20 protein-coding genes are annotated in these 21,111 nt (G+C 60.1%); 13 read left to right on the forward strand and 7 right to left on the reverse strand.

All coding sequences use genetic code 11. The annotated features are described in order from the left end of the window. Nucleotides 1-43 precede the first annotated feature (43 nt). Together CRX69_RS15070 and CRX69_RS27685 are read left to right on the forward strand one after the other, a co-directional pair. The gene (locus CRX69_RS15070; RefSeq protein ID WP_047228527.1) at nucleotides 44-286 is read left to right on the forward strand and encodes a hypothetical protein; all 243 of its coding nucleotides are present in this window, start codon (nucleotides 44-46) and stop codon (nucleotides 284-286) included. A 31-nt stretch (nucleotides 287-317) separates the two neighbouring features. Then, nucleotides 318-488: a hypothetical protein gene (locus CRX69_RS27685; RefSeq protein WP_177218183.1), complete on the forward strand. Its 171-nt coding sequence runs from the start codon at nucleotides 318-320 to the stop codon at nucleotides 486-488. Between the two features lie 313 nt (nucleotides 489-801). Here CRX69_RS27685 and CRX69_RS15075 read toward each other — a convergent pair whose 3' ends face one another. The 4 genes from CRX69_RS15075 to CRX69_RS15090 form a co-directional block, all read right to left on the reverse strand. After that, the gene (locus CRX69_RS15075; RefSeq protein WP_047228526.1) at nucleotides 802-1,320 is read right to left on the reverse strand and encodes an Hcp family type VI secretion system effector; all 519 of its coding nucleotides are present in this window, start codon (nucleotides 1,318-1,320) and stop codon (nucleotides 802-804) included. A gap of 230 nt (nucleotides 1,321-1,550) precedes the next feature. Further along, nucleotides 1,551-2,927, reverse strand: a complete 1,377-nt coding sequence (gene hglS, locus CRX69_RS15080; protein WP_107322261.1) for a 2-oxoadipate dioxygenase/decarboxylase HglS — start codon at nucleotides 2,925-2,927, stop codon at nucleotides 1,551-1,553. A gap of 157 nt (nucleotides 2,928-3,084) precedes the next feature. Then, on the reverse strand, nucleotides 3,085-4,014 hold the full coding sequence (locus tag CRX69_RS15085; protein WP_047228524.1) for an alpha/beta fold hydrolase: 930 nt from the start codon (nucleotides 4,012-4,014) through the stop codon (nucleotides 3,085-3,087). Between the two features lie 16 nt (nucleotides 4,015-4,030). Beyond that, a complete protein-coding gene (locus tag CRX69_RS15090) occupies nucleotides 4,031-5,485 on the reverse strand; it encodes a flavin-containing monooxygenase (RefSeq protein ID WP_107322262.1) in 1,455 nt (484 codons plus the stop codon). Between the two features lie 182 nt (nucleotides 5,486-5,667). On the opposite strand from CRX69_RS15090, the gene CRX69_RS15095 reads away from it, so the two are divergent. From CRX69_RS15095 to CRX69_RS15105, 3 genes are all read left to right on the forward strand, one after another. After that, on the forward strand, nucleotides 5,668-6,753 hold the full coding sequence (locus CRX69_RS15095) for a diguanylate cyclase (RefSeq protein WP_107322263.1): 1,086 nt from the start codon (nucleotides 5,668-5,670) through the stop codon (nucleotides 6,751-6,753). 124 nt (nucleotides 6,754-6,877) lie between these two features. Next, nucleotides 6,878-7,564 (forward strand): cysteine hydrolase family protein, encoded by a 687-nt coding sequence (locus tag CRX69_RS15100; protein WP_076383957.1) that lies wholly within the window; start codon nucleotides 6,878-6,880, stop codon nucleotides 7,562-7,564. A 2-nt stretch (nucleotides 7,565-7,566) separates the two neighbouring features. Further along, on the forward strand, nucleotides 7,567-8,454 hold the full coding sequence (locus CRX69_RS15105) for a LysR family transcriptional regulator (protein WP_107322264.1): 888 nt from the start codon (nucleotides 7,567-7,569) through the stop codon (nucleotides 8,452-8,454). A gap of 122 nt (nucleotides 8,455-8,576) precedes the next feature. On the opposite strand, the gene CRX69_RS15110 is transcribed toward CRX69_RS15105, so the two are convergent. Further along, entirely contained in the window at nucleotides 8,577-9,494 is a 918-nt protein-coding gene (locus CRX69_RS15110; RefSeq protein WP_107322265.1) for an AraC family transcriptional regulator, read from the reverse strand. A gap of 247 nt (nucleotides 9,495-9,741) precedes the next feature. On the opposite strand from CRX69_RS15110, the gene CRX69_RS15115 reads away from it, so the two are divergent. From CRX69_RS15115 to CRX69_RS15125, 3 genes are all read left to right on the forward strand, one after another. After that, nucleotides 9,742-10,764, forward strand: a complete 1,023-nt coding sequence (locus CRX69_RS15115; RefSeq protein WP_076386596.1) for an alpha/beta hydrolase — start codon at nucleotides 9,742-9,744, stop codon at nucleotides 10,762-10,764. Between the two features lie 121 nt (nucleotides 10,765-10,885). Then, nucleotides 10,886-12,106, forward strand: a complete 1,221-nt coding sequence (locus CRX69_RS15120) for an MFS transporter (RefSeq protein ID WP_107322266.1) — start codon at nucleotides 10,886-10,888, stop codon at nucleotides 12,104-12,106. Nucleotides 12,107-12,229: 123 nt separating this feature from the next. Beyond that, nucleotides 12,230-12,490, forward strand: a complete 261-nt coding sequence (locus CRX69_RS15125; protein WP_177513908.1) for a hypothetical protein — start codon at nucleotides 12,230-12,232, stop codon at nucleotides 12,488-12,490. Nucleotides 12,491-12,565: 75 nt separating this feature from the next. Here CRX69_RS15125 and CRX69_RS15130 read toward each other — a convergent pair whose 3' ends face one another. After that, nucleotides 12,566-13,717, reverse strand: a complete 1,152-nt coding sequence (locus CRX69_RS15130) for a mechanosensitive ion channel family protein (RefSeq protein ID WP_047228517.1) — start codon at nucleotides 13,715-13,717, stop codon at nucleotides 12,566-12,568. Nucleotides 13,718-13,909: 192 nt separating this feature from the next. On the opposite strand from CRX69_RS15130, the gene arsN2 reads away from it, so the two are divergent. After that, nucleotides 13,910-14,341 (forward strand): arsenic resistance N-acetyltransferase ArsN2, encoded by a 432-nt coding sequence (arsN2, locus tag CRX69_RS15135; RefSeq protein ID WP_107322267.1) that lies wholly within the window; start codon nucleotides 13,910-13,912, stop codon nucleotides 14,339-14,341. Here the strand turns inward: arsN2 and chrA are convergent. Further along, the gene (gene chrA, locus CRX69_RS15140; protein WP_107322268.1) at nucleotides 14,338-15,693 is read right to left on the reverse strand and encodes a chromate efflux transporter; all 1,356 of its coding nucleotides are present in this window, start codon (nucleotides 15,691-15,693) and stop codon (nucleotides 14,338-14,340) included. The genes arsN2 and chrA overlap by 4 nt on opposite strands. A 300-nt stretch (nucleotides 15,694-15,993) precedes the next feature. Here chrA and CRX69_RS15145 point away from each other — a divergent pair, with 300 nt between their 5' ends. From CRX69_RS15145 to CRX69_RS15160, 4 genes are all read left to right on the forward strand, one after another. Continuing rightward, nucleotides 15,994-17,565: a sensor domain-containing diguanylate cyclase gene (locus tag CRX69_RS15145; protein ID WP_107322269.1), complete on the forward strand. Its 1,572-nt coding sequence runs from the start codon at nucleotides 15,994-15,996 to the stop codon at nucleotides 17,563-17,565. Between the two features lie 107 nt (nucleotides 17,566-17,672). Next, complete coding sequence (gene xth / locus CRX69_RS15150) at nucleotides 17,673-18,467, forward strand: exodeoxyribonuclease III (RefSeq protein ID WP_107322270.1); 795 nt, start codon at nucleotides 17,673-17,675, stop codon at nucleotides 18,465-18,467. 110 nt (nucleotides 18,468-18,577) lie between these two features. Beyond that, on the forward strand, nucleotides 18,578-19,396 hold the full coding sequence (locus tag CRX69_RS15155; protein ID WP_107322271.1) for an arylamine N-acetyltransferase family protein: 819 nt from the start codon (nucleotides 18,578-18,580) through the stop codon (nucleotides 19,394-19,396). Between the two features lie 140 nt (nucleotides 19,397-19,536). Then, the gene (locus tag CRX69_RS15160; protein ID WP_092400548.1) at nucleotides 19,537-21,057 is read left to right on the forward strand and encodes a nucleobase:cation symporter-2 family protein; all 1,521 of its coding nucleotides are present in this window, start codon (nucleotides 19,537-19,539) and stop codon (nucleotides 21,055-21,057) included. The last annotated feature ends 54 nt before the right edge of the window (nucleotides 21,058-21,111 follow it).

Raw genomic sequence — 21,111 nt, forward strand, 5'->3', positions numbered from 1 at the left:
ACGTCGACCCTCATACCTTATGAATGCCTCTGAGGAGTCCGTCATGAGTGATGACCTCACACTTCCCTCGCTGGCCGACTGGCAGCGCTTGTTCGACGACAAGACCTACTGGCAGCAGTCGCCCGACGTCCATTTCACCGAGCTGATGCGGGTGGCCGATGACCTGTTCGGCCAGGGCGCTATCGACCTGGCACAGTGGCAGGAACTCAAGGCCAAGGCCGAACAACTGCACCATCGTTCACCCGACGCCAACGTCGCTGAAGAAGTCGCCGATCCTGACGCCTGACGCGCAGGCCCGAAAAACCAAGGAGTTCGCCATGAAACCCAGTGATCAAACGTCGCACAATCCAGACGAGCCGGCGATGCCGGGTGAGGTGGAGCGTGACAACGACGCCCTGCGCCCCAACGATCCGGCTAAACGCAAACAGCAGGAAGGCGATACTGAAGCGGGGGAGACGGATGCACAAAAGACCGCGCGACGGGGCTGAGGATTGATAGACCGCGCGGTCTTGAAAACGCATTTGTTAATGCTGCTTTACTTGCCCGGTCTTGTTCGGCGTAGCGGATATGTTTTTTTATACTGCTGTTGGATTTTGTATAGCTGTTTGTATAGCTGTTATTGATTGGGCGTTAATAATGACGACTAAAGATAAATAATTATTTAAACAAGCTCCCGGACATATTTTGCAAGTTCCACTATTATTATGCCCGTTCGCCCAGTGTCAGGCTCTTTACCAGTGCATGGAATGCCGAGGCCGTCGCACTGGGCGAACACCATCCTGAATCAATATCTATCGACGACTATCCGGCGACCGGTGAACGCCAGTCATCGGAGCCCGACGTGCCGCTGACTTCGTGGGTCCAGGTGATCTTGCGGTAGGTGAAGTGCACATCTTCCAGATGGGTGAAGTGCGCGTTCGCCGGGTCCTGGCAGTTGAGCATGTAGTCCTTGATATCGACGATGATCGCGTCCTCCAGAGTGGTGGTGTAGTAATGCTCCTGGGTGCCGGCCGCCGAGGTGCGGTACCACTGGATCTCGACTTTGGTCAGGCGTTCTCCGCAGGTCAGGGCCGCCAGCAGCAGCGGCGAGGCCTTGTCGAACACCTTGGTGATGACCAGGGGTTTATGCACGCGCTGGCCGGTTGGCTGACCCGACTGAGGATCGCGGGGGATGATGACCTGGTGCTCGAAGCCTTGCACCATGACTTGATCTTCATGACCTTCCTGGTAGGTGTTGCCCACCGAGTCGGCCGTAAAGGCGCCGGCAGTGATCAGACCTTGTTTGGTGCCTTCGATGGACATGTAAGCGGGGGTAGCCAATGGATGCTCTCCTTGCGGGATAACTAAAGGGACCTGGGAAGGGAATCGTCCCCAGGTGGCCTGACGGTTATCAAGAGCTATGCCATCTTCTATAAAAACTATGTATATCAATAAGTTAGGATCATGTGTCGGTCCGTGAGCGCTCCGGGTACAGAGGAATGCGCGCGGGGAGTTGCGTAGTTGGCAAGCCGGATGCGCAACTTCTTACGCATTCGGCTTTCCGGTTTTTCCTACATTCCCAGGGCGGACATGCACTCATCCATCGAGCGCTGTTGCGTTTCGGCATACAACTGCAGCTCATCGATGGTCGGTTGTCCCAGCGCTTGCTCGAATGCCTGGCGATTGGACTGTCCGGCGTAGTGAGTTTGGGCAGCATCGCCGAGGTTCGACTGGAAGATGCCGGCGGCGCTCACGGGCAGGAAGTCCTCGTACACCAGGGGTTCGGCTCGCAGGTATTGCGCTTCCAGCAAGCGTTCCAGCGAGACCGGTTGCTTGATCGTGCCTTTGGCAGCGAGGCCCTTTGGCGTCACGAAATAGCGAAAGTACGCCAGTGCCTGCCGACGCAGCTCATCGTGGTTGTCAGGGAACTGGGCAAAATGCTCGGTCATCAGTGCGTTATAGCGTTCGGCGTTGGCTTCGTTGGGAAGCTCCCCCAGCGCATCCCGAGCGGCGTTCAGCAACTGATCGTAGAGTGCGCGACCTTTCGGGGTGAGGGCGGCGCCCCGTTGCTCGATTTCGCCGAAGCGGGCGCTGTGGCTGCCTTGGGAGTGGGGCTGGTCGGTGAACGCTACAGGTTCGTCGAGCGCCTTGAAGCTGGTCTGCCGCAGCAGGATCGGGCACTGCCGACGGGGCGGGCCTTCGACGACTGCCTTGGGGGTGATGCCGTGTACGGGCATCTGGGCCTGCACGATGTCGATGTCCAGGGTGCGTGGCGTCAGGTGATTGATGTGCGGGCCCTTGAAAGCCACCACGTCGGCGATCAGCCGATGCTGGGCGCTCAGTTGCCGATATTGCTCGGCCGTGACGGTGGCGCTGTGGTGCCAGCGAAAGGTTTCCAGGGCTTGCAGGACGAAGTCATCAGCCTGTGGTTCGGTCAGACCCCCTTGGCGTTCGGCGAGGTCGATGAGCTGGAGCGCCTCGGAGGTGAAGATCTGGCGCTTGTTCAGTACCGATTCGGCAAAGGCCCGAAGCTCGGCGTTTTCGATCAGTTCCAGACGCAGCAACGAGGTAAACACCCGGAACGGGCTGACCTGCAAGGCGCTTTCATGCACGGCTCGAAATGCCGTGGAATGCACAGGCACCCCGGCGGGCGTGAGGTCGTAGTAGCCCACCGGGTGCATGCCCATGACCGCGAACAGACGCCCCAGGGTTGCCAGTTCTGCGGCGGTGCCGACACGGATCGCGCCGTGGCGCTCCAGGTCCAGACGCTGGAGTTCACCGGTACTGCGCAAGTGTTCGGCCAAGTGCGGGTCGTTGACCAGCACCTGGGCATTGGTCTGTTCCACCAGGTTCATCAATGCCCCGTACAGCGGCACCTCGTCGCGGTACATGTCGGACATCGCCTTGGAGAAGCGTTGGCGGATCAGGTCGGGACTGACGAAGCTCATTGTGAGAATTCCTGGCGCAAGCTGTGGGAAAGTGGAAGGAAAGATCGCAGCCTTCACCAGCGTCGACAAACGAAGAATCTTCAGGACTTCATTCTGTCAGGGACTGATCCGCCTCCTTCACCGTGGCTCAGGCAAGCCTTGAAGAGCGGCATCAAGGTCACTGGCCCAGGCCCTTGAGAAAGTCGCGATACAGCGCGGCGGTTCTCCCGGGGCGCTCGACCATGGGCATATGGCCTACCCCCTCCCAGATTTCCACACGCAAGTCGGCGATGCCCTTGCTCCATACGGGCACACTGCTGACGTCAATCAGCCGGTCCTTGCGACCCCAGAGCAGCAGCGAAGGCGCGCGGATGTCGGGCAGGCGCGGCTCCATCGGCGGGCTGGCGCGAAAATCCACGAAGATCTCTTCCAGTTCATCCCGGCGTTGCTCATAACGCTCGGCCAGCGCCGCCAGCACCACACTCGGCACCCATGGCGGCGAGGCCATCGTCATCGCGTAGAACGGAGCGAAATCGTCCCGCGAGCGCACCAGAAACGGGTTGTGGCCGGCTGCCAGGTGCCGCTCCATGTCGCTGGGTTCGGGCGCGGTGACGCCGGCCGGGTCGATCAGGGCCAGGGTGAGTATCCGTTCCGGGGAGGTCGCCGCCAGCCAGGCGGCGAGATGACCGCCCATGGAGTTGCCGATCACATGGACCTTGTCCAGGCCGCAGGCATCCAGCAGTTCGATCACCCGTCGGGCCTGGGTCGGGATGTCATAACCGCCGCCGGCCTTGAAGCCGGTTTCGCCATGACCGGCCAGGTCAGGAATCACCACCCGGTAGTCGCTGACAAAATGCCGGGCAAAACGCAGCCAGAGGTTCTTGTCGGCGCTGTAGCCGTGCAGCATCAATATGCTGCCGGACGCTTCGTAGGGCCCGCCTTGCCAGGTCGACACGGTCATTTCGCTGATGGGCACCGTGATCTTGTGCAGTCGGTACAGACGCGCTTCCAGGGCCATGCCCATGTCGTACAGCACATGGCCGATGCCTGGATACGTCAGCCAGCTCCAGGCGATAAACACGGCGAGGACTACCCACAACACCAACATGCTTTGCCCTCCAGGGTCAGGACAGAATGTGATCGGCCAACCGGAGCCGACGAGTCAGATAGTGATAAGTGAAGCTGAAACCGGGGAACATCGCGACGACGTGGCCGCTTTTGCTTTGATACCAGCTGTGACAGCCGCCGGATTTCCATACAGTGCGTTGCATTTCCCGGTGGATCATTTCGGTGTAGCGCTGTTCGGCGGCAGGCTGCACTTCGATGCTGCGCAGGTTTTGCCGGTTCAAGGTGCGGATGCAGTCCAGGATGTAGTTCATCTGCGACTCGATGATGAACAGTGCCGAGGTGTGACCGATGCCGGTGTTGGGGCCGGTCACGATGAACAGGTTGGGGAAGTCCGGCAGGCTGGTACCCAGGTAGGCGCGCGGGTATTGGGCCCAGACGTCGTGCAGTCGGGTGCCGTTGCGGCCGGTGACGGGATAGGAAATCACCCCGTCGGTGGCGTCAAAGCCTGTCGACCAGATGATCAGGTCCAGTGGGATGTGCTGGCCGTCCCGGGTGATGATGCCGGTTTCATCGAGGGCGGCGATGCCGTGCTCCTGGCCATGCACGCTGACGTTGGCCCGGCACAGGGCCGGGTACAACGTACTGGACAGGATGACGCGCTTGCAGCCGATCAGGTAGTCAGGGGTCAAGCGACGACGCAGAACCGGATCAGGCACTTGGCGTTCAAGCATGTTCAGGGCCTGGCGCTGGACCATGCGAACCGCCGGCCGTGAATATTTGAACGCAATCACCCGGGTTTCGAATTGCCAGTAGATCGACCAGCGCAACAGGGTGCGCATCGGCGCCAGGCTCAGCAACCAACGTTCGAGACGGTTGAACGTGCGGTCGCGGCGTGGCAGTACCCAGTGGGGCGTACGCTGAAACACGTGCAGATGGGCGACTTCTGGCGCAATGGCCGGGATGACTTGGGCGGCGCTGGCGCCACTGCCGACGATGGCAACGCGTTTGTGGCGATAGTCGTAGGTGTGGTCCCAATCATTGGTGTGAAACGTCTTGCCCTGGAAGCGATCCCGGCCTTCGAAATCAGGGATCACCGGTTGGCTGAGGGGGCCTGTGGCATTGATCAGGAATTGCGCATGAAAGGTCTCTAGGCTGGCGGTGTCGACGATCCAATGTCGGGCAATGTCGTCCCATGCCACCCGCTGCACATTCGCGCTCAGTTGTACCTTGTCCTGCAGGGCGAAGCGTTCGATCACGTGCCGGGTGTAGCGGTGCAGCTCCTCCTGGCCGGCGAACATCCGGCTCCAGTCGTAAGCGGCGAATGAGAGCGAATACAAGGGCGACGGCACGTCTACCGCCGCGCCGGGGTAGGTGTTCTGGCACCAGGTGCCGCCGAAGAAATTCCGTCGCTCCAAGAGCAGGAAATCCGTTATGCCCTCTTTGAGGAGATTGATTGCCGCGCACTGGCCCCCGAACCCGCTGCCGATGATCAACACCTGATAGCTGCGCATGGGCCTCCTTTCTGGTGGTGGTTGCCGATTCCCTTTGTCATGTATAGCCAAAATCCGAGCGGAGCCGTGCATTTGATGGCGAATAAATAACCCTTCATCGATGGTGGCTATTTGATGCTGCCCTGATAGACTCCAAATAACCCTATCCCACAACCCGGGAAGCCCTCGGTGCAGAGGCCTCTATGCAAAGAACGGGACGAAAGGGACTGTCATTGGCCAGGAGGCTTTACACCTCACGAATCCTGGGCCTGATGCTAGGGTTGTTGTTGGTGAGTGTCGCCGTCTATCCCCTTGACCCGGCACCTTGGGTCTGGTGGGCCATGCTGTTCAACGGCTTGTTATGGCCGCATGTGGCCTATCAGTGGGCCCGTCGCGCGGCGCAGCCGTACCAGGCTGAACGCCGAAACTTGCTGATTGACGCCTTTCTTGGCGGTTTCTGGGTCGTTGCGATGCAATTCAATCCGCTGCCCACGGCCGTTACGCTGGCAATGATGGCGATGAACAACGTTTCCATCGGGGGCTTGCGTTTTCTGTTCGCCGGGGCGGCGGTCCAAGTGACGGGCATCGCCCTGGGCCTGGCGATCTTCCCGTTGACCAGTGTGCCGATGACCAGTTCGGCGCAGCTCTATGCCAGTTTGCCTCTGTTGTGCATATATCCGCTGGCGTTGGGCTGGATCTGTTTTCGCCAGACCGACATCCTGGGCCGGCAAAAGCGCGAGTTGTTGGCCCTGAGCCGTACCGACAGCCTGACCGGTCTGCTCAATCATGGGGCGTGGAAGGACCGGCTTAACGAGGAGTTCCAGCGCTGCCTGCGACAGCCACACGATGGGGCTGGTCACGGGGTGATTGCGCTGATGGACATCGACCACTTCAAAGCCATCAATGACACCTATGGCCATGGCGCTGGTGACATCGTGTTGCGTCAGCTGGGCAAGATGCTCAAGCAAAACCTGCGGGCCACCGACATTGTCGGACGTTATGGGGGGGACGAGTTCTGCGTGATTCTGCCGGACCTGACGTTGCACAAGGCCGTGCTGGCCATGGAGGCCCTGCGTGAGCGGTTCGCCCTGCTCGGCTACGAGCAGGCCCCCGCGCTAAAGGGCAGTCTGAGCATTGGCCTGGCCGCCTTCAACCCGGCCTATGGCGACGCCACTCTCTGGCTCAACGACGCCGACCAGGCGCTTTACGAGGCCAAGACCGGCGGGCGCAACCGGGTCGTTTGCCATCGGCAGTGCCAGATGCTCGAGGAACCGGCGGTTTCTTTCTGACCCAACCGAGGAAGAGGGTTTATTTGTGCTAAACACAAACAAGTCCTGTTCCAGCCGCACTGTGTTCCGGCCTGAACTATCCCCCTAGGATTGCTTCACTCAACCACTTGTGAAGGAATCCCTCATGCAACGTTTTACCCGTCGTTTGCTCGCCGCTTGTGCGTTCTCCGGTATTGTCGCCAGCACCGGCGCATTGGCTGATGCCCATCCCACCATTCGAGCCATGGCTGGCGCGGAGCCGGTCAACCAACTCCCGGCCGGTAAAACCGCGTTACTGGTAATCGATTTCCAGAACGAATATTTCACCGGCAAAATGCCCATCCCTGACGGCGCTGCTGCGTTGGCCAATACTCGCGAACTGATTGATTTCGCCGATGATCACCACATGCCGGTGTTCCATATCCAGCACATTGCGCCGGCCGGTTCGGCGGTGTTTGCCGAGGGTGGCGAAACCGTGAAATTCCATCCGGACATGCAGCCCCGGGCCCAGGATGTTGTCTTGCAAAAGACCACTGTCAGCGTCTTCGGCAGTACCGACCTGGACAAGCGTTTGAAGAGCGCTGGTATCGAAAACCTGATCATCTCCGGCCTCATGACCCACGCGTGCGTGGCCGGTGCTGCCCGTGATGCGGCGCCGCTTGGCTACAATGTGTTGGTCGCCTCCGATGCATCGGCTACCCGTGCGATCACCCGGGTCAGTGGCGAAGCGATCGACAAGGACGCCTTGCACAAGGCCGCACTGGCCGAGGTCGAGGATACTTTCGGTGATGTGATGACCACCGCCCAAATCATCAAGCTGCCGGTACGCTGAAAATGAATCAGATGCTCGCCATGCGCGTGTTTCGCTGCATCGTGGAGGCTCAGGGGTTTTCAGCCGCGGCCGAACGATTGGACACCACTCATTCGTCGGTGTCGCGCAACTTGCAGCAATTGGAGTCCGTGCTGGGCGTGCGCCTGATCAATCGCAATACCCGACGCATGAGCCTTACGGCAGCAGGCGAGCGCTACTACACCGCTTGCGTGGATATTCTGGATCGCGTTGATGCCGCGTCCCAGGCGGTGACCCTGGAACAGGAACGGCCCTCCGGGCTGCTGCGCATCAGTTCACCGCTGGTGATCGGTACGCTGGAGCTGGCCCGTTGGTTGCCGGCGTTCCAGGAGCGCTATCCGGACATCCAGGTCGATCTGTCCTGCTCGGATCCGCTTGTCGATCTGGTGGCCGATGGGTTCGATGTGGCGTTACGGATTTGCGGGCCGCTGGCCGACAGCAGTCTTGTCGCGCGCTTGCTCAGCGTTTCGCCGCTGGTTCTGGTGGCGGCACCGGCCTATGTCTTCAAGCGCGGGCTGCCTCGCGGCGTTGCTGAACTCAACGACCATCGGCTGCTGACGTATGCCTCGGCCACGCAGTGGGTGCTGGTGGGGGAAGCAGGGGAGTCGAGCACGGTGGATTGCGCCAGCAGCTTTCACACGGACACCATCACCGCCTTGCACGCCTGCGCTCTGGCGGGCGGGGGCATTGCCGCGTTTACCCTGGCGACGGTGCAGGATGACTTGCTGACGGGAAGACTGGTGCGGATTCTGCCTGAGTACACGCTTGGGCAGCGGCACTACTATGCGCTTTACCCGCATGCGCGGAATTTGCCGGCCAAGGTTCGAGTGTTTGTGGATTACATGGCGCAGTATTACGGCGCCAGGAACTGATGGACCTTGGACTGAACAGCGCCGGGGCCTGAAAAGCCCGGACAACGTTGCGACGATTTGAACGATGTAGCTGAGCCGTGGCGAGGGAGTTCCCTCGTCACAATGGGGCAAGCCACAATGAATCAAACAGCCTTGGTGTGATCGGCTGGCCCGCGCAACGTCGCAATATCCCGCTTGGGCGGCATGCCAAACAAACGGCCGTACTCACGGCTGAACTGCGAGGGGCTTTCATAGCCCACTTTGAAGGCCGCACTCGCCACGTCCATATGTTCATTGAGCATCAAGCGCTTCGCTTCGTTCAACCGTAGCCACTTCTGGTACTGCAGCGGACTCATCGCGGTGAGCTGGCGGAAGTGATGGTGGAAGGTGGGGGGGCTCATCTGCACACGCGCCGCGAGGTCCTCTACGCGGATGTGTTCGGTGTAATTCAATTTCAGCCAGTCGATGGCTTTGGCGATCCGGTAGCCCTGGCTGTCCACGGAGGCGATCTGACGCAGCCGCGAAGCCTGGTCGCTCATCAACAACCGATAATGAATTTCCTGTTGGATCAGCGGCGCCAGTACAGGGATCGCGTCAGGCTCATCCAGCAGCGCCAACAAGCGTGCGAACGGCGCCAGAAGCTCAGGTGTTGCTGTACCAATGCCTGCGCCAATTCCGATGGGCCGGTCTCGATACGGCGTCATGCCGCTCTGGGCGACCAGATCGGCGACCATGCGCAAGTCGAGCTTGAAGACCAGGCCCAGGCAAGGTTGCTCCGGGCTTGCCACCATCACTTCAGAATTGGCGGGGATGTCCAGCGAAGTGATGAGAAATCGTGTGGTGTCGTATCCATACGCCTTGCCACCTACCCATACCTGTTTCACGCCTTGGGCCACGAGCACGATGCTCGGTTCGATCATGCAGATGACGGGATGCGCCGGGGCTTCACGTCGAAAGAAACTAAGGCCGGCCACCGGCATATCAAAGTCCCCCGTCTGTGGGGTCCGGGCGTCAATGATTCCGGCGAGCGTCTCTTGCAGGGATTTGCGTTGGGTGGTCATGGCGGGTTCGGGGGTTGTCCAGGGCTGATAGCTATAGGCAGAACAGTAACTCGCCAAGCGAAGCGCTGCCTACCCGAACTGGGTGAACTCATAGGATCGGGCAAGAAAAGCAGCGCAATGCGCTACCTGAAATCCGGGTTGAGCGCTGAAAATTTGATCCGACCTGACTCAGGAGATCATTACTCAATGCATGTTCGAGCCTACGCGGGCGACACCCCTCGAATCACTCAAACAGAAGGACTATCCAGTGAAAAGAATGCTGCTTGCCCTCGGTCTGCTTATCGTCTCTTGCTCATCCATGGGGGCTGATATGTCCAACGGTGCTGACAACTTCTACAAAAGTGACAAGGTGACAGTGGAAAAGGTCGCCTTCAAGAATCAATACGGGATGGAGGTGGCAGGTAATCTGTTTGTCCCAAAGGGACTGGACCCGAAGGCAAAGAGCGCCGCCATCATCGTGGGTCATCCCATGGGCGCGGTGAAGGAGCAGAGTTCCAATCTGTACGCGACCAAAATGGCCGAGCAGGGTTTTGTTACGCTCTCCCTGGATTTGTCGTTCTGGGGGGAGAGTGAGGGTACGCCGCGCAATGCGGTGTTGCCGGACATGTACGCAGAAGACTACAGCGCTGCGGTGGATTTTCTCGGCACCCGGCCGTTCGTCAATCGCGAGCGCATCGGCATCATTGGTATCTGCGGCAGCGGCGCTTTCGTCATCAGCGCAGCCAAGATCGACCCGCGCCTGAAGGCCATCGCGACGGTCAGCATGTACAACCATGGCGACTTGTACCGCAAAGGCCTGGGTAACTCGACAACGGCGGAACAGAAAAAACAGTTCCTGGCCACGGCAGCCGAGCAGCGCTATGTGGAGTTTATCGGTGGAAAAACCGCGTACACCTCTGGCTCACCGCTGAAATTGACGGGCGATGCCATCGCGGATGAGTTCTTTGACTTCTACCGGACCCCGCGTGGCGAAGTCACTCCCGCCGGCGCTTCGCCGCAGACCACGACCATGCCCACGCTGTCCAGCAACGTCAAGTTCATGAACTTCTACCCGTTCGATGACATTGAAAGCATCTCGCCGCGTCCTTTGCTGTTTATCACCGGCTCCGAGGCGCACTCGCGTGAGTACAGTGAAGATGCCTACAAGCGGTCTGCGCAACCCAAAGAGTTGCTCATCATCCCGGGAGCCAACCATGTGGACCTTTACGACCGGGTGAACCTGATCCCGTTCGACAAGTTGGCCGGGTTCTTTCGCAACAATCTGAAGTAACTCCCTCAATCACGCCATCACTTGGCACCTCTTGTCCTGCGGCAGCGATCTTCGGTGCCGCAGTTCGTCCCCTCGAGTCTTCAGTGGACCCGACGCTCAAGAAACACAGGATTCATATCCCATGACCGATAGCGTATTGCCCATCTCCCAAGACCGCCCCACGTGGAGCGCGGTGCTTGCCATGTCCCTCGCTGCGTTCGCCCTCGTTGCATCGGAGTTCATGCCGGTCAGCCTGCTCACGCCCATTGCGGCCGATCTTCACATTAGCGAAGGGCAGGCCGGTCAAGGCATCGCCGTGTCTGGCGCCTTCGCCCTGATCACCAGCCTGTTCATTGCATCGATTGCCGCTAGGGTGGACCGTAAAAGTTTGCTCCTGCTGCTGACACTGTTGATGATCATTTCTGGAACCGTGGTCTCATTGGCACCCAATTACGCGGTATTCATGGCCGGACGCGCACTGATCGGCGTTGCGATTGGCGGCTTTTGGTCGTTGTCAGCCGCCACGGCCATGCGGCTGGTGCCGGATCAGCAGATCCCACGGGCCCTGGCGATCGTCAATGGCGGCAATGCGTTGGCGACGGTGGTGGCGGCGCCGCTGGGCAGTTTTCTTGGGCAGATAATCGGTTGGCGTGGCGCGTTCTTTTGCATTGTGCCTGTCGCCGCCACCGCTTTGGTCTGGCTGCTGTTACGCCTGCCCTCCATGCCGGCACAGACGAAGCAGGGTAGCGCCAACGTGTTCAAATTGATGGAGCGAGCCCCCATAGCCTTGGGCATGCTGGCTGCCAGCGCATTCTTCATGGGTCAATTCATGTTGTTCACCTATCTACGACCGTTCCTTGAAACGGTGACGCAGATGAGCGTGTCTTTGCTTTCGTTTGCATTGCTGGTGATTGGCGTGGCCGGTTTGCTCGGTACCTTTGTGATCGGTGCGTTCTTGAAAAATGGCCTGTACCGGACGCTCATCGTCATCCCGTTGCTGATGGCAGCGATTGCACTTGCCCTGGTGGGGTTCGGGGCGTCGGCAACCATCACGATTATCCTGCTGGGACTTTGGGGTTTAGTGGCCACCGCTGCCCCCGTCGGCTGGTGGACCTGGCTGGCGCGAACGCTGCCAGATGATGCCGAAGCAGGGGGTGGATTGATGGTCGCGATCATTCAGCTTGCGATTGCGGCGGGTGCCACGGTGGGCGGCATCCTTTTCGATCTGAGCGGCTATCAGGCGACTTTCGAAGCCAGCGCGGTTGTGCTGGGTGGTGCAGCCGTTCTCGGCATCCTGGCTGCACGGGCCGCGGTTCGGGATTGCCCAGACATCCGCGCCCGGGCGCAAGCCAAGGCCGTTTGAGCAGATGACCGTTGAGCGCCTGCGGTTGGTGGCACATTGATATATTGGTAGGCTAGGGGATCGTTACCTATCGAGTGGGTCAGTGTGACTACCGAGCGAATTTTCCAGTTGGAGCAAGCCCTTATGGCCGTGATCGCTGCGGCGGGAAAGATGGGGGTCTGCAGTGATGAACTGTGCGCGCAGGCGGTGGGCGGGTTGATGTTTGAACACCATTGGAGCTGGGCAAACGCACAGTACGCACAAGGGGCGGCCGACGAGATCGACAACGCGTTGAGCCTTCTCGTAGGGAAACCGCCGGTGGAAAACAGGTCGCCGGCGATTGAGACCGGCTCCAATGCATTGCTCAATCCGCCAGCTAATTCGCGGTCTGTCAGTTTTATTTGATACGAGTGGGCGCCCATTTGCGTGTGCGCCCTCATCGCGAGCAAGCTTTGCTCCCACAGGGTAAGTGCTTGGAGGTCAATGCTGCGAGCGATATTCAGGCGCGGCTTCCAGCGAGGTCTTGTGAGCGTTTTCCTTGGACGTTTGCCCCTGCGTATCGGGTAGCGAGGCGACATGAACGGTACGGGCCGGGATCGCAAACCGCACACCGATTCTGGCGAATTCTTCCATCATGCCCAGGTTGATCGCCTGTTGGACATCCATGTAAACGTTGTAGCTGGGGTCCAGCACGATGTACACCGTTTCGAATTCCAGTGCGCTCTCGCCGAAACCGCGAAAGTGCGAGCGGTCGAAGCGGGTCTTTTCCTGAGCCTTGATGATGTTTTCGACGATGACCGGCACTTGCCTTAGCTGTTCTGTCGAGCAGTCATGGGGCAGGGCGAATTCAAAGACGATCCGTCGTTCCTGAAGCCGTTTGTAGTTCTGAATGGTGGTGCTGATCATTCCGGCATTGGCCATCACGATCTGCTCGCCACCCAGGCTACGGATCCGCGTGGTTTTCAAGCCGACATGTTCCACGGTGCCGGCCAGGGAACCCACGACAATGAAGTCGCCGACCTCGAACGGTTTGTCCACGGCGATGGACAGCGAGGCGAACAGATCACCGAGGATGTTCTGCACCGCCAGCGCCACGGCGATACCACCGACCCCGAGGCTGGCGATAAAGGCGGTGATGTTCACGCCCAGGTTGGAGAGCATCGCCAGGAGTACCACGGCCCAGAGAAACACCTTCGCGCCCCACAGGCTCAGGGTGGCCAACGCGCTTTTCTGGTGGATGTCGGAGTGGCTGTGGCGGGCGAAATAGTGCAGCAACGCCAGGGCAATTGCCCGGTTGGCCCAGAGCCCCACCTGCAAGGCTGCGACCACGAACCAGAGGCTGCTGACCCGGTCAAGCCAACGCTCCGGCAGGTCCAGGACGCCGACGCCAATGAGGATGGAGGCCAGTAACAACAGCGTATTGCTGGTGCTGGACAGGACTTCGACGGCGATGTGGCTGACATACGCATCGGGTTTCTGTGCCCGGGCCTGCACTTTTCTCAACAGCAAGCCGATGCCGGCCCTGACGATGATAAAACTCACCACCATCACACCCAGGGCCAGGAGCCAGTTGGCGATGGAGATGCCGAGTAATTGGGTGTCGGTAAGGAACTGGAGAGAGCTTGAGTCCATGTGAACGGTCACCTGTGCCATTGCTGTTCAGGTTTTGGCCCTTGCCGACTTTGGTGTGAGAACCTGGGCAGGGCATGAACCTGGTTAGTTCGCGCAAAGCACGGGCCGTTCAATTTTGTTCTGCGCGAGCAGTTGCGTAGGAGAGTGCTGGCGGCGTAGTTTCCTGGGCAGAACCTCTGTCAGAGCAATGCCATGCACATGACCGAACTGAGCAATGAGGAGTTGGAACCGTTGCGCCAGGCGCTGATCCTGGCGGGTCTGCCAGTGGACGACCTGAACCAGCAGGGCCGACGTTTTTTCAGCTTCAGGCAAGCAGACGCTCAGGCGGCGTTTGGCGGGATCGAGGGGGAGGGCGCGGACCGATTGTTACGCTCTCTGGTGGTCCCTGAGGGGCTGCGGGGGCGCGGCATAGGCGCAGCGATGCTGGTCGCTCTGGAAGACTTTGCGAAAAACCAAGGTGTGGAGCGCCTTCACCTGCTCACTGCCAGTGCTGCTAGCTTCTTTGTCGCCCAGGGGTATCAGGCGCGTGACCGTTCGCTGGCGCCGATGTCGATCAGCGAAACGGCCCAATTCAGATCATTGTGCCCGGCCTCGGCGGCCTACCTGAGCAAATGCCTCATCTAACGCAGTAGATGCACGGCCAGGCCGGTCAGTCCGCATCCCAGTAGCACCTGGATGACGCCGCGTTTGTAGCGAAACAGCGCAATGGCGGCGGCGAGCGCGATGATTGCCGACGGCCAGTCCAGCGCACCGGAAAAACCGCTGGGCCAAAGCACGTGGTAACCGAAGAAGCAGGCCAGGTTGAGGATCACCCCGACCACGGCGGCAGTAATCGCCGTCAGCGGTGCGGTGAATTTCAGCTCGTTATGCGTCGACTCCACCAATGGCCCACCCGCGAGGATGAACAGGAATGAGGGCAGGAACGTAAACCAGGTCACCAGCGTGGCTGCAACCGCGCCAGCGAGGAAGGCCTGTTCAGGGCCGAACACCTGCATCACGTAGCCACCGACGAAGCCGACGAAAGCGACCACCATGATCAACGGGCCGGGAGTGGTTTCGCCGAGGGCCAGACCATCGATCATCTGTGTCGGTGTCAGCCAGCCGAAATGTCCGACAGCGCCTTGATACACATAGGGCAGAACCGCATAGGCTCCACCAAACGTCAGCAAGGCCGCCTTGGTGAAGAACCAGGCCATTTGCGTCAGGGTGCCTTCCCAGCCGAACAACAGGGCCAACACACCCATCGGCAAGGCCCACAGCAGGGCGCCGATGATCGCCAGCCGGGCCAGTCGCAAGGCGCTGAAGCGGGCATGCTCCGGGGGCGGGGTGTCATCGTCGATCAATGCCGGGCCAAAGGATTGATGCGTGGCGTTGTGCCCGCCCAGGCTGAACTTTTCCGGTGCCCAGCGGCCGCCGACGTACCCGATGACCGCCGCTCCCAGCACGATCAGCGGGAAGGGGAGATTGAAAGCGAATATCGCGGTGAACGAGCCGGCGGCGATGGCCCACAGCCAACTGTTCTTGAGCGCGCGCGAACCTATCCGGTGGGCGGCATGCACGACGATCGCGGTCACGGCTGGCTTGATGCCATAAAAAATCCCGGCCACCACCGGCACTTCGCCAAAGGCGACATACAGCCAGGACAATGTGATGAGAATGAACAGCGAAGGCAGCACGAACAGCGCCCCGGCAATGATCCCGCCCCAGCTGCGGTGCATCAGCCAGCCCAGGTACGTCGCCAATTGCTGCGCCTCGGGGCCTGGCAGCAGCATGCAGTAATTGAGGGCATGCAGAAAGCGTCGTTCGGAAATCCAGCGTCGGCGCTCCACCAGCTCCTGGTGCATGATCGAGATTTGTCCTGCCGGCCCACCGAAGCTGATAAAGCCCAGCTTGAGCCAGAACCAGAACGCCTCGCGCAAGCTGATGGCCGAGGGGCTGGACAACGGGTCGTCGACGGTCGGGATGGGTTTATTCATGGTCGGCCGGTGCTTGGATGGCAAAGGCGACCTACGTTATGGGGCGTTACGCAATTTTGATAGCCCTGGCAAAGCGATTCATGAAAAAAACCGGCTTTCCGGGATTGTCGCCATTGAGGGGGATTTTCCGGCCAGAACGGGTGAATTTGACAGGGCCATGCGCAGGATTTTGGATCCATTGAGCCACCCATCGGCTATGCCACACCGGCAAATTGCCGCCCCCCCAGGCGGTAGGCTAAGCTCACGAATATTGGGGGCTTTGAGGGTTTCGCTCATGCTTTGCCCCCCTCAGGAATTCGCTTGCCTATCCCCCATTTTGATCCGTTCCATGTCCCCGGCGGTGCCCTCAAGCGCCTGCCGTTGCTCAAGGCAGCGGTGGCGTTTATCGCGGCGGTCTGCCTGTGCCTGTGTGGCCTGCTTTTTTTGCAACTGGAACAGTCTCGTCGCTACGATCTGGAGTCGGCGCGCACCGCCTCAGCCAACCTCACCCGGGCCATGGCCCAACAGGCTCAGGACACGTTCCAGCAGACAGACCTGGTCCTGACCAGCCTGGCGGACTGGATAGAGAGCGACGGTTTCGGTCCGGCGCTGCAACCACGTCTGCAGAAAACCTTTGCCCGGCGCGTGCAAGCCCTGGAGCAATTGCATGGCCTGTTCCTGTTCGACAAGCACGGTCATTGGGTCATTACGTCCTTTGAACAACTGCACAGGGGCCCAGGGGTAGCAGATCGGGACTACTTTACGTTCCATCAGCAGAACACCGCCCTGACCACTCATATCGGGCCTGCTATCCGCAGTCGACAAAATGGCGACTGGATCATCCCGGTGTCGCGGCGCTTGAATGATCAGGACGGCAATTTCCAGGGCGTATTGTTGGCCGGGATCAAGATGTCGTACTTCGATCGATTCTTCGAAAGCTTCAGCCTCGCTGACCAAGACGAGATGGTCCTGGCCTTGTCCGACGGGACCTTGCTAGCCCGGCGGCCCTTCGACGAGGCGAAAATCGGTCGATCCCTGGCCGAGGAACCGGTCTTTCAACATGAGCCGTACGGCGAAAGCGTCGGCACCGCGACCATCCGTTCCGCTGCCGATGGCGTCCTCAGGCTCTATGACCACCAGCATTTACAGGCCTATCCACTGGTGGTCACTGCCGCGATGTCCGAACAGGCGATCCTGGCGGGTTGGCACGACAGAGCCTTCAAATCCAGTCTGATCGTGGCAGTGGTGGTATTAGGTATCTGCCTGTTCGGCTGGGTGTTCGTGCGTCAGGTGCGCAACAGCGAACGGATCGAAGCGGACCTGCGCAAGGCCCAGGAAGCGTTGGAACTGATTGCCACCCATGACAGCCTGACCGGGCTTGCGAACCGTCGGCTGTTCGAGCGGGCCCTGGACATCGAGTTCGGCCGGGGCGCCCGCCAGCGCAGCCCCTTGAGCCTGATCATGCTCGATATCGATTTCTTCAAGCGTTACAACGACACCTACGGCCACGTGGCCGGGGATCATTGTCTGGCAGAAATGGCGAAGGTGCTCAAGGGTTGCTGTCATCGCAAGGCTGACCTTGCCGTGCGTTATGGCGGCGAGGAGTTCGCGGTGCTGCTGCCCGATACCAACCTGCAAGGGGCCTTGGCCCTGGCCGAGCAGATCCGCCGCAGCGTTATCGACCAACACATCACCCATGCCGGCTCTCCTACCGGCTACTTGACGGTGAGCCTGGGCTGCTACGCGTTTGTGCCCAGCAGTCTGGACAGCATTGAAGTGTTCCTCCAGCGGGCCGACGCGGCGCTTTATCAGGCCAAGCACAGCGGACGCAACCGAGTGGCGGCGTTATCGATGGAAGACGGGTTTGATACGCTGGCGCGCTCGGATCGCTGAGGTCGCAGAAATCATCAAAATCGATGGCCGGGAGATCGTACATCGTTGCAACCACCACGGTGGCTTGTCGGTCACAGCTAGTGTCCTGGATCTGGAGCTCTGGCCCGATGAAAAACCTGCGCATAGCGACCTTCAATATCAACGGCATCCGGGCTCGACTGCCCAATCTGCTGGAGTGGCTGGAGCGGGAGAAATCCGACATTGTCTGCTTGCAGGAACTCAAGGCAGCGGACAAGGATTTCCCCACAGCGCAGCTGGAATCGGTCGGTTACGGATCGCTCTGGCACGGCCAGGCGTCCTGGAATGGCGTTGCGATCCTGGCCCGTGATGCGCAACCGCTGGAGAGCCGCCGTGGCTTGCCCGGTGGCGACGATGACCGCCACAGTCGTTACCTGGAGGCAGCGGTGCATGGCGTGCTGGTGGGTTGTCTTTATCTGCCTAACGGCAACCCGCAACCAGGGCCCAAATTCGATTACAAACTGGCCTGGTTCGAACGGCTGATCGCTTATGCCCAGGGGCTGCAGGCCAGCGATCATCCGGTGGTGCTGGCGGGTGACTACAACGTGGTGCCCACCGATCTGGACATCTACAACCCGCGTTCCTGGCTCAAGGATGCCCTGCTGCAACCCGAAAGCCGCGAGTGTTATCAGCGGCTGCTCGACCAGGGTTGGACCGATTCATTGCGCCACCTGTACCCGGACGAGCGGGTATACACCTTCTGGGATTATTTCCGTCAGCACTGGCAAAAGAACTCTGGGCTGCGCATCGATCACCTGCTGCTCAACCCGGCGGCCAGTCCTTATCTGAGCGAGGCGGGCGTGGACGCATGGGTCAGGAATCAACCGCATCCCAGCGACCATGCTCCGACCTGGATCCGGCTCGCTTCGCGAAAACGTCGGTGAGGGAGCGAGGTCTGCGGTCGGTTATTGTCTCGCAAAGGCGAATGCCTTATATCTGCACCCCAGCAGCGGACTTTTTGTAAGCCCTGCACTGGACAGGAAAGGACATCCTCATGAGCCAAACCCGACTGAACGATTCGGGCCGTTATCTGCAACGCCTGGGCTTCGACACACCGCCAGCCCCGACCCTCGACACCTTGCGCCTGCTTCAACGACGCCACACCGCCGAGTTCCCCTTTGAAACCCTTTCGACGCTGCTGGGCCAACCCGTCCCCATCGACCTCGAATCAGTGGAGCGAAAAGTCTTCGAACAAGGCCGCGGCGGCTACTGCTATGAGCTCAATCAATTGTTCCTGGCGCTGCTGTTGGAACTGGGCTTCGAAGCCCGAGGCATCACCGGACGGGTGGTGATGAATGCCCCCGAGGGTGCCTGGCCCGCCCGCACCCACCGCCTCAGCCTGGTGACGCTTGACGGCGTGCGTTACACCACCGATGTCGGCTTCGGCGGCATGGTGCCTACTGCGCCGCTGCTGCTGGACAGCCGTGACATCCAGGCCACTCCCCACGAACCCTATCGCATCGAGGCTCACCCGGACGGCTATCTGCTGCGTGCCTGCGTGGCCGACGAATGGCGGCCGATGTACCTGTTCGATCTGCAGCGCCAGGAAGACATCGACTACACCGTCGGCAATTGGTACGTCAGCAACCACCCCGAGTCGCCATTCATGGGCCGGTTGATGGTGGCTCGCACTGGCGATGGATTGCGCAAGACCCTGAACGGAAACAGCTATGCCTTGCACCGGATAGGCGAGCAAAGCGAGCGCCGGACAATCACCGACGCCGACGAACTGATCGACCTGCTGGAAAACGAGTTTGGTCTGCGCGTACCGCCACGCGAGCTTTTACGGCCCGCCGTGGTTGGGCTTCTGTAACGAAGTGGGGTAGCAGGGGAGGCGCAAGGATCCGCGGGAGAGGATGGCTGTGCGCAATAAGTTGTATACAACTCTATGGACATTTGTCCTGAGTTTTGAATACAGTGTGCGCATAACAAAAAACAGGGAACTCCCGAACCATGAAAACGCCCCATGTTTCACTCCCACGGCCCGAGGACGAAAACCTTGGCGTCGGCGCGAATATGGCTTACGGCCTGCAACATGTGTTGACCATGTACGGTGGCATCGTCGCTGTGCCACTGATCATCGGTCAGGCCGCCGGTTTGTCACCGGCGGACATCGGCCTGTTGATCGCGGCGTCATTGTTCGCGGGGGGGCTTGCAACATTGTTGCAAACCCTTGGCCTGCCGTTTTTCGGCTGTCAGTTGCCTCTCGTGCAGGGCGTTTCGTTTTCCGGGGTCGCGACCATGGTGGCGATCGTCGGCAGCGGCGGAGAAGGGGGGTTCCAGGCCATCCTCGGAGCGGTGATCGCCGCGTCCTTGATCGGCTTACTGATTACTCCGGTGTTCTCGCGAATCACCCGGTTCTTTCCGCCGCTGGTCACTGGCATCGTCATCACCACCATTGGCCTGACCTTGATGCCGGTAGCCGCTCGCTGGGCGATGGGCGGCAATAGCCACGCCGCCGATTTCGGCAGCATGGCCAATATCGGTTTGGCCGCCGTCACCCTGGTCCTGGTGCTGCTGCTGAGCAAAATGGGCAGCGCGACGATCTCGCGGCTGTCGATTCTGCTGGCAATGGTCATTGGTACGGTCATCGCCGTATTCCTGGGCATGGCGGACTTTTCATCCGTCAGCCAAGGCCCGATGTTCGGCTTCCCCACACCTTTCCACTTTGGCATGCCGACTTTTCATGTCGCGGCCATTCTGTCGATGTGCATCGTGATCATGGTGACATTGGTGGAAACGTCCGCCGATATCCTCGCGGTGGGCGAGATCATCGACACCAAAGTCGACTCCAGGCGTCTGGGTAACGGCTTGCGGGCCGACATGCTGTCGAGCATGATCGCGCCGATCTTTGGCTCTTTCACCCAGAGCGCCTTTGCCCAGAATGTCGGGCTGGTGGCGGTGACGGGGATCAAGAGCCGTTTTGTGGTGGCAACTGGCGGGGTATTTCTGGTGGTACTCGGCCTGCTGCCGTTCATGGGCCGAGTGATCGCCGCGGTGCCGACTTCGGTGTTGGGCGGTGCCGGTATCGTGCTGTTCGGCACCGTGGCTGCCAGCGGCATCCGCACGCTGTCAAAAGTCGACTACCGCAACAACGTCAACCTGATCATCGTCGCCACCTCTATCGGTTTCGGCATGATTCCCATCGCCGCGCCGAATTTCTACGATCATTTCCCGAGCTGGTTCGCGACGATCTTCCATTCGGGCATCAGCTCTTCGGCGATCATGGCAATCGTGCTGAACCTGGCCTTCAATCACTTCACCCGGGGTAACTCGGATCAACAGTCCGTATTCGCCGCCGGTACCGAGCGGGTGTTGCGTTATCAGGACCTGGCGGCGCTGCGTGAAGGCGACTACTTCAGTGACGGCAAGCTGCACGACTGCGATGGCAACGAGATTCCGGTGGTGGCGGAGGCAGCCCATGCACCGGTAGAGCATGGCCCGGTACGATTGAAAAGCAGCGAGCACGTCTAGCCTCGTGACGACGGCGCTTGCTCGGCTTTATGTCTCTTAATAAGGAAAGGCCTG

Source organism: Pseudomonas rhizophila, from assembly GCF_003033885.1.
Classification (GTDB): domain Bacteria; phylum Pseudomonadota; class Gammaproteobacteria; order Pseudomonadales; family Pseudomonadaceae; genus Aquipseudomonas; species Aquipseudomonas rhizophila.